Origin of the sequence: Micromonospora sp. MH33, from assembly GCF_003013775.1 — a bacterium.
GTDB classification, from domain to species: Bacteria; Actinomycetota; Actinomycetes; order Mycobacteriales; family Micromonosporaceae; genus Micromonospora; species Micromonospora fulviviridis.
This window is the reverse complement of the sequence record NZ_MUYZ01000383.1, coordinates 1-3,456: the sequence shown is the minus strand read 5'-3', so window position 1 is coordinate 3,456 and position 3,456 is coordinate 1. Positions and strand designations below refer to the sequence as shown.

Annotated in this window: 2 rRNA genes; both read left to right on the top strand. The window is 56.9% G+C overall.

Annotation, left to right across the window (positions count from 1 at the left end):
* The first annotated feature begins 127 nt into the window (after positions 1–127).
* Positions 128–3,237: ribosomal RNA gene (locus tag B0E53_RS32750) — 23S ribosomal RNA — on the top strand.
* A gap of 90 nt (positions 3,238–3,327) precedes the next feature.
* A 5S ribosomal RNA gene (gene rrf / locus B0E53_RS32745) occupies positions 3,328–3,444 on the top strand.
* Positions 3,445–3,456 lie beyond the last annotated feature (12 nt).

Sequence of the window (3,456 nt, the reverse complement as noted above, 5' to 3'; positions counted from 1 at the left end):
GTTCCGTCGGCGCCAGGCATGGCCTGGTGTGGCATACCGTCGAGTTTTGTCTCGGGCTGGTGTCGCGCTTGTGGGTTGTGGGTTGGTCGTTTGTTGAGAATTGCACAGTGGACGCGAGCATCTTTGTGGTCAAGTTGTCAAGGGCGAACGGTGGATGCCTTGGCACCAGGAGCCGATGAAGGACGTGGGAGGCCGCGATAGGCCTGGGGGAGCTGTCAACCAAGCTGTGATCCCAGGGTGTCCGAATGGGGAAACCCGGCACCAGTCATGTGGTGTCACCCGCACCTGAACACATAGGGTGTGTGGGGGGAACGCGGGGAAGTGAAACATCTCAGTACCCGTAGGAAGAGAAAACAACAAGTGATTCCGTGAGTAGTGGCGAGCGAAAGCGGATGTAGGCTAAACCGGCTGCGTGTGATACCTGTCAGGGGTTGCGTGGTCGGGGTTGTGGGACCCTGCTACACGAGCTGACACTCGTGTGAGAAGTTACAAAGTCAGTGGCTAGTCGAACAGTCTGGAAAGGCTGACCGTAGACGGTGAGAGTCCGGTAGGCGAAAGTTGCTGACCTTCTGTGGGTGTTCCCGAGTAGCGGCGGACCCCTGAAATCTGCCGTGAATCTGCCAGGACCACCTGGTAAGCCTAAATACTTCCTGGTGACCGATAGCGGACGAGTACCGTGAGGGAATGGTGAAAAGTACCCCGGGAGGGGAGTGAAATAGTACCTGAAACCGTTCGCCTACAATCCGTCGGAGCCTTGCGGGGTGACGGCGTGCCTTTTGAAGAATGAGCCTGCGAGTTAGTGGCATGTGGCGAGGTTAACCCGTGTGGGGGAGCCGTAGCGAAAGCGAGTCTGAATAGGGCGCTTTTAGTCGCATGCTCTAGACCCGAAGCGGAGTGATCTAGCCATGGGCAGGCTGAAGCGCGGGTAAGACCGCGTGGAGGGCCGAACCCACCAACGTTGAAAAGTTGGGGGATGACCTGTGGTTAGGGGTGAAAGGCCAATCAAACTCCGTGATAGCTGGTTCTCCCCGAAATGCATTTAGGTGCAGCGTCGCGTGTTTCTTGCCGGAGGTAGAGCACTGGATGGTCTAGGGGGCCCACAAGCTTACCGAAATCAGCCAAACTCCGAATGCCGGTAAGTGAGAGCGCGGCAGTGAGACTGCGGGGGATAAGCTTCGTAGTCGAGAGGGAAACAGCCCAGATCACCAGCTAAGGCCCCTAAGCGTGTGCTAAGTGGAAAAGGATGTGGGGTCGCATAGACAACCAGGAGGTTGGCTTAGAAGCAGCCACCCTTTAAAGAGTGCGTAATAGCTCACTGGTCAAGTGGTTCCGCGCCGACAATGTAGCGGGGCTCAAGCACACCGCCGAAGCTGTGGCATTCACATTTTAACCTCGCTTGGACTTGATTCCTTGTGCAGGTGTGTGGATGGGTAGGGGAGCGTCGTGCCGCGATTGAAGCAACGGGGTGACCTAGTTGTGGACGCGGCACGAGTGAGAATGCAGGCATGAGTAGCGAAAGAAGGGTGAGAAACCCTTCCGCCGGATGACCAAGGGTTCCAGGGCCAGGCTAATCCGCCCTGGGTGAGTCGGGACCTAAGGCGAGGCCGAGAGGCGTAGTCGATGGACAACGGGTTGATATTCCCGTACCCGCGAAAGAGCGACCCTGACGAACCTCGTTGTGCTAACCACCCAAACCATCCAAGGTCTTCGGACTGCGGGTGGGGAGCGTGGGAACCTGGCGGGTAGTAGTCAAGCGATGGGGTGACGCAGGAAGGTAGCTGAGCCCGGCCGGTGGTTGTGCCGGGGTAAGCGTGTAGGCCGTGTCGTAGGCAAATCCGCGGCGCATATAGGCTGAGACGTGATGCCGAGCCGATTCAGGTGAAGTCAGTGATCCTATGCTGCCGAGAAAAGCCTCTAGCGAGTTCTTAGCGGCCCGTACCCCAAACCGACACAGGTGGTCAGGTAGAGAATACCGAGGCGATCGGGCGAACTGTGGTTAAGGAACTCGGCAAATTGCCCCCGTAACTTAGGGAGAAGGGGGGCCGGAGACGTGAAGCCCCGCGCGGGTGGAGCGTTGTATGGCCGCAGAGAGCAGGGGGAAGCGACTGTTTACTAAAAACACAGGTCCATGCGAAGAAGTAATTCGATGTATATGGACTGACGCCTGCCCGGTGCTGGAACGTTAAGGGGACCTGTTAGCTCTCACGAGCGAAGCGGAGAACTTAAGCGCCAGTAAACGGCGGTGGTAACTATAACCATCCTAAGGTAGCGAAATTCCTTGTCGGGTAAGTTCCGACCTGCACGAATGGCGTAACGACTTCCCCACTGTCTCAACCACAGGCCCGGCGAAATTGCATTACGAGTAAAGATGCTCGTTACGCGCGGCAGGACGGAAAGACCCCGGGACCTTTACTATAGCTTGACATTGGTACTTGAGTTAGCTTGTGTAGGATAGGTGGGAGCCGGTGAACCATCAACGCCAGTTGGTGGGGAGGCAATCTTGAAATACCACTCTGGTTGATTTGGGTATCTAACTTCGGACCGTTATCCGGTTCAGGGACAGTGTCTGGTGGGTAGTTTAACTGGGGCGGTTGCCTCCTAAAGGGTAACGGAGGCGCCCAAAGGTTCCCTCAGCCTGGTTGGCAATCAGGTGTTGAGTGCAAGTGCACAAGGGAGCTTGACTGTGAGACTGACAGGTCGAGCAGGGACGAAAGTCGGGACTAGTGATCCGGCACTGGCATGTGGAAGCGGTGTCGCTCAACGGATAAAAGGTACCCCGGGGATAACAGGCTGATCTTCCCCAAGAGTCCATATCGACGGGATGGTTTGGCACCTCGATGTCGGCTCGTCGCATCCTGGGGCTGTAGCAGGTCCCAAGGGTTGGGCTGTTCGCCCATTAAAGCGGTACGCGAGCTGGGTTTAGAACGTCGTGAGACAGTTCGGTCCCTATCCGCCGTGCGCGTAGGATACTTGAGAAGGGCTGTCCCTAGTACGAGAGGACCGGGACGGACGAACCTCTGGTGTGCCAGTTGTCCCGCCAGGGGCACGGCTGGTTAGCTACGTTCGGAAGGGATAACCGCTGAAAGCATCTAAGCGGGAAGCTCGCTTCAAGATGAGGTATCCCACCCACATTTGTGGGGTAAGGCCCCCAGCTAGACGACTGGGTTGATAGGCCGGAAATGTAAGCCCGGTAACGGGTTCAGTTGACCGGTACTAATAGGCCGAGGACTTGACTACTAAGCTGCTACGCGTCCACTGTGCAACTCTAGACAAACGAACAACACCCAGCATTTGTGTTGGTTGAGTTGTTTGATATGTCGATAGAGTTACGGCGGTCATGGCGGAGGGGAAACGCCCGGTAACATTCCGAACCCGGAAGCTAAGCCCTCCAGCGCCGATGGTACTGCACTCGGGAGGGTGTGGGAGAGTAGGACACCGCCGGACAATCTTCCAGTC